Origin of the sequence: Paraburkholderia sp. (genome assembly GCF_049581445.1) — a bacterium.
Taxonomy (GTDB): Bacteria; Pseudomonadota; Gammaproteobacteria; order Burkholderiales; family Burkholderiaceae; genus Paraburkholderia.
In genome coordinates this window covers 1-4,243 of record NZ_JBAURZ010000179.1, presented here as the reverse complement: position 1 = coordinate 4,243, position 4,243 = coordinate 1, and the positions used below count along the sequence as shown (strand labels likewise).

5 protein-coding genes are annotated in these 4,243 nt (G+C 62.1%); 2 read left to right on the top strand and 3 right to left on the bottom strand.

Features of this window, described 5'->3' with window-relative positions:
- A partial coding sequence (locus tag WCA85_RS16240; RefSeq protein ID WP_424065546.1) for an Ada metal-binding domain-containing protein occupies positions 1-444 on the bottom strand: 444 nt, incomplete at its 3' end.
- Between the two features lie 496 nt (positions 445-940).
- Here WCA85_RS16240 and WCA85_RS16235 point away from each other — a divergent pair.
- Positions 941-1,366: a VOC family protein gene (locus WCA85_RS16235; protein WP_424065544.1), complete on the top strand. Its 426-nt coding sequence runs from the start codon at positions 941-943 to the stop codon at positions 1,364-1,366.
- Positions 1,367-1,427: 61 nt separating this feature from the next.
- Here WCA85_RS16235 and WCA85_RS16230 read toward each other — a convergent pair whose 3' ends face one another.
- Complete coding sequence (locus WCA85_RS16230) at positions 1,428-1,982, bottom strand: YaeQ family protein (RefSeq protein WP_424065543.1); 555 nt, start codon at positions 1,980-1,982, stop codon at positions 1,428-1,430.
- Positions 1,983-2,224: 242 nt separating this feature from the next.
- Entirely contained in the window at positions 2,225-3,202 is a 978-nt protein-coding gene (locus WCA85_RS16225) for a LysR family transcriptional regulator (protein WP_424065541.1), read from the bottom strand.
- Between the two features lie 187 nt (positions 3,203-3,389).
- Here WCA85_RS16225 and WCA85_RS16220 point away from each other — a divergent pair.
- On the top strand, positions 3,390-4,243 hold an 854-nt coding region (locus WCA85_RS16220), incomplete at its 3' end, for an aldehyde dehydrogenase family protein (RefSeq protein ID WP_424065539.1).

Below are 4,243 nucleotides of genomic sequence, written 5' to 3'. Positions count from 1 at the left end.
GCGTTGCAGGGCGTCGCGCAAGGCGGCGCCGCGCTGCGCCGCCTGATATTGGCGCGGCGACACGCCCACCACCCGTTTGAAGAGGCGTTGCAGGTGGAACGGGCTCACATGCACGGCGTCGCTCAATTGAGCGAGTGTGAGCCGCTGCTGCGGATCGGCATCTAGCGCATCGCAGGCGCGGTTGACGATTTCGAGCTCGCGCGGCAGTCCACCCGGCTGACAGCGCTTGCAATCGCGAAATCCGGCGGCGCGCGCGGCGTCCGCCGTCGCGAAGAAACCGACGTTTTCACGGCGCGGCTGGCGCGACGCGCACGACGGGCGGCAGAACACGCCGGTGGTTTTGACGCCATAGAAGAAGGCGCCATCGGCTTGCGGGTCGCGCTGGGCGACTGCTTGCCAGCGTTGATCGTCGGTGGACCAGGCAGATGTCACGGTGGGATTCATGATGTCCTCGAAAAGACTGTTTCGATGGTCACCAATGTAGTTTGCATGCCATCACACTACGCCCCGGTTCTTGCTCTGTCATTGCCGGACATCCGTTTGAGCTAGTACGGACGGGCTTTCCAGTGTCCATGGGCGGCCGGTTGCGACAAAACGCCACCTTATCGGGTTTTCCCTTAAAAAGTTATTGCGTCGCACCAACCCCGTGTGTATAGTAGTTCCTGTCTCCTCCATGTCTCCTCCTGATATGGATTCAGCCTGCTCCCTGAGAGCGGGCTTTTTTTTGCCCACAATTTGCCGGTCAGGCCCCGTATTTTGAGGCTTCTCTCCCCACGAAACGCAAAGGGTTGTTGGATCACGGATAGGGCCGCATCATCTTCGACGCCGAATCGCGTTTTCGTATGAGCTTGCCGCCCGCCTTTCTCCTACACTCCGATTGATCCCGTAAGCGAACTGCTTCAGCGAACCCATTCAGCGAACTCGGCAAGAGGCGCCTTCCATGAAGATCCACATTCGCGAGATCGACCATGTCGTTATTCGGGCCGTCGATCTCGATTCCATGACGCACTTTTATTGCGATGTACTCGGCTGCAGCCTCGAAAAGGAGCAGCGCGATATTGGACTGATCCAGCTGCGTGCGGGTCGCTCGCTGATCGATCTGCTTCAGGTTGGCGCGAAGATCGACCGGCCGGACAGCGGCGCGCCAGGCGCAGGCCGCAATCTGGATCACGTGTGTTTGCGGGTCGAAGCGTTTGACGGCGAGGCGCTCAAGGCGCATCTGCAGACGCGCGGTGCACGTGTTGGGGAGCTTGGGGTGCGGTACGGCGCTGACGGCTTTGGGCCGTCGCTGTATCTGTTCGACCCGGAGGGCAATATGGTCGAACTCAAAGGGCCGCCGGAAGCATCGCGCGCGACGTCCCTATAGGCGCGTCGGCATCACCGCGACTTTGCCCAGCCGCCGGGCCGCCGAACTCAAGCCTCGAAGCTCAAACGTTAGCCGGCGCCTTCAGCACCGTCCATTCAATCGGCACCGGGTCGGAATCCGCGCTGCCGAGCCATGCGGCGCCGTCCTGAACCGTGCATTGCAGCCGCATGGTCCGTGCGGCCAGTTTGCCGAGCGCCTCAGCCACGTCCTCACCCAGTGACCACACGGTCACGTTGCGCAAGCGGTCCACCTTGTTGCGCACGCCCTGCCACCAGATATCCGAGGTCCTGCCACCGTAGGCGATGACGACTACCTCGTTCGACCGGCCGCTTGCCTTGGCAATGCGCCGGTCGTCGGGCTGGCCGACCTCGATCCAGGTGTCGATCGCGCCAGTCAGATCCTTCTGCCATAGGTCCGGTTCGTCGGTATCCGACAAACCTTTGCAGAATTCCAGTCGCTCCTGAGCAAACAGTGCGAACGCAGCCACCCGCACCATCATGCGTTCGTCAGTTTCCGACGGATGACGCGCGATGGTCAGCTGATGATCGGCGTAGTAGTGCCGATCCATGTCGGCAATCTGGAGTTCCGCCTTGTAAATCGTCGATTTGATAGCCATGCCACACCAAGGGCCCGCACCAGCGGTGCGAACAGAAAAGGAATCGTCGGCGGCGCGTTGCCGCTTACCGTGTTGTTTGTACATCGCGCGCACCTCCGCTGGCCTGTGGGTCGGCGCGGCGCTGTCGAGGTCAGGGACCGAGGCAGCGAAATGGCGCCGATGGGTGCAGCCGTGAGGGGCGAGGTCGGATCATGCACGATGGACGCCTGCCGTGGCTGCTTTCTGCAGCCATCAATGAGCATTTAGCGTGCCACTGTCGTGTCGAAGGCCGAACCATACACGTCGGCAGCCGCAGCGCGCAAGGCCTCCAGCACGACTGAAGCCGCTGGCGACAGCAAATGCGACTGGCGCGTGATGATACCGAACGTATCCATTCTGTACGGCAAATCCAGCGGAATTTGCTTCAATACCCCGTACTGCTGGTACTGCCGCGCGACTTCATCCGGCAATACTGCGAGCATGTCGCTTTGCAATAACAGACTCGAAATGGCCAAAAAGTTGTTCGTGTTGACGACGTTTTGCGGCGGATTCAACCCAATCTGCGAAAACATCAGATCAAACCGATGTCGCAAAACGCTGCCTGGCGGGTGCAGCACCCAGCTCGCGTTGACGATACTGCGCAGTGTCAGGCCTGTCTCATTTTCGAGAGGATGGCCCGGGCGCGCGACCACGCACAACGGTTCGTCGGCCAGCGGCTCGTAATGCACCGCCGTTTTGAACTGATCCTGCCGCTCCAGAACGCGCCCAATCATGATATCCAGTTCACCTTCGGCGACGCGCGGCAACATCACGTCCGAGGTTTCCACCTGAACCCACATCTGCAACTGGGGATAGCGCTCCTTCACGCTTGCAATCGCCCGCGGCACCATCGTCGCCGCCGCGGCGGCGATCACGCCAATTCGTACCTGCCCCGTTAGCCCAGCCCGCAACGCAGATATTTCATCATGCGCATGACTCAGGTTTGACAGAACCATACGCGCATGCCGGATCATCACTTCGCCGTACAGCGTGGCGTGCATGCCGTGCGGGGTGCGGTCGAACAGGCTCACGCCCAGCATGTCCTCCAGTTCCTTCAGCAAGCGCGATGCGGCGGGTTGCGTCATGCCGAGCACGTCGGCGGCGCGCCGGACATTGCCCTCCTCCTCCATCGCCGCCAGCAAAAGCAACTGCCGCGTCTTGAGCCGCGCGCGCACGAACCAGTTCGAATAGCTGCGTGTCATGTCTTGTCTCGATATCGCGGCCTGATGGCCGTCTGGAGGACTGAGCTTCGATCATGCCATACCGGAATTGATATTGCGATGGCCAAAAAAGGGATTGGAAAGTTATTGCGACGCCTCATACCATGCGTTGACTTTCATGGCTGCTGCGTAGCGGCTGGATGTTGGGCCTCATTGATCGACCTCCTGAATGAACCGCGATCCCCTCGTTCCGCTCGTGTCGACACCGTTCCGCCATTACATCAATGGCGGCTGGGAGACGGGTGCGACGACGGGCCTGGCGATCAATCCGTCGGATCTCGACGAGCCCATCGGCGAATACATGCGCGCCGACGTCCGGCAGACCGACGGGGCCATCGAAGCAGCTAGCGCGGCGTTTCGCGAGTGGTCGCAGGTCGCGGCGCAGCGTCGCGCCGACTCGCTTGATTCAATCGCCAGCGAGATGCTGGCCCGACGCGATGAAATAAGTCGCCTGCTGGCGCGCGAAGTGGGCAAAACGCTGCCAGAGGCGCTGGTCGAGGTGACGCGCGCCGGGCAGATGTTTCGCTGGTTCGCCGCGCAGGCGGTGCGTATGGCTACCGACGCCGTCGCGTCCACACGGCCGGGCGTGGACGTCGAAATGAGCCGCGAACCGCTCGGCGTGGTCGGCATCATCGCGCCTTGGAGTGCGCCGCTCGCGATTCCGGCGGCGCAAATCGCTGTCGCCCTCGCCTATGGCAATTGCGTCGTCTTCAAGCCGGCTGAAACGGTGCCGGCCAGTGCGTCGGCGTTGGCGTCGATCATCGGCCGCGCTGGTTTGCCGGTCGGCGCATTCAACCTCGTGATGGGCAGTGGCCGTCAGGTGGGCGCGCGCATCGCTGCGCATCCTTTGGTGGCCGCGCTTTGCTTCAGCGGTTCGGCGGTTAATGGCAAACAGGTGTTGCGCGCCGGGTTCGGCCGCGACGCACGCGTGCAGGTCAACACGGGTGGTCCCAACGCGCTGGTCGTGCTGAACGACGCGGCACTCGAGAATGCCGTCGAGGCGGCACTCGTCGGGGCCTACGG

Excerpts from the sequence above, each read along its gene's own strand:
- WCA85_RS16235 (WP_424065544.1), top strand. The coding sequence starts at position 941 with ATGAAGATCCACATTCGCGAGATCGACCATGTCGTTATTCGGGCCGTC.
- WCA85_RS16230 (WP_424065543.1), bottom strand. The coding sequence starts at position 1,982 with ATGGCTATCAAATCGACGATTTACAAGGCGGAACTCCAGATTGCCGAC.
- WCA85_RS16225 (WP_424065541.1), bottom strand. The coding sequence starts at position 3,202 with ATGACACGCAGCTATTCGAACTGGTTCGTGCGCGCGCGGCTCAAGACG.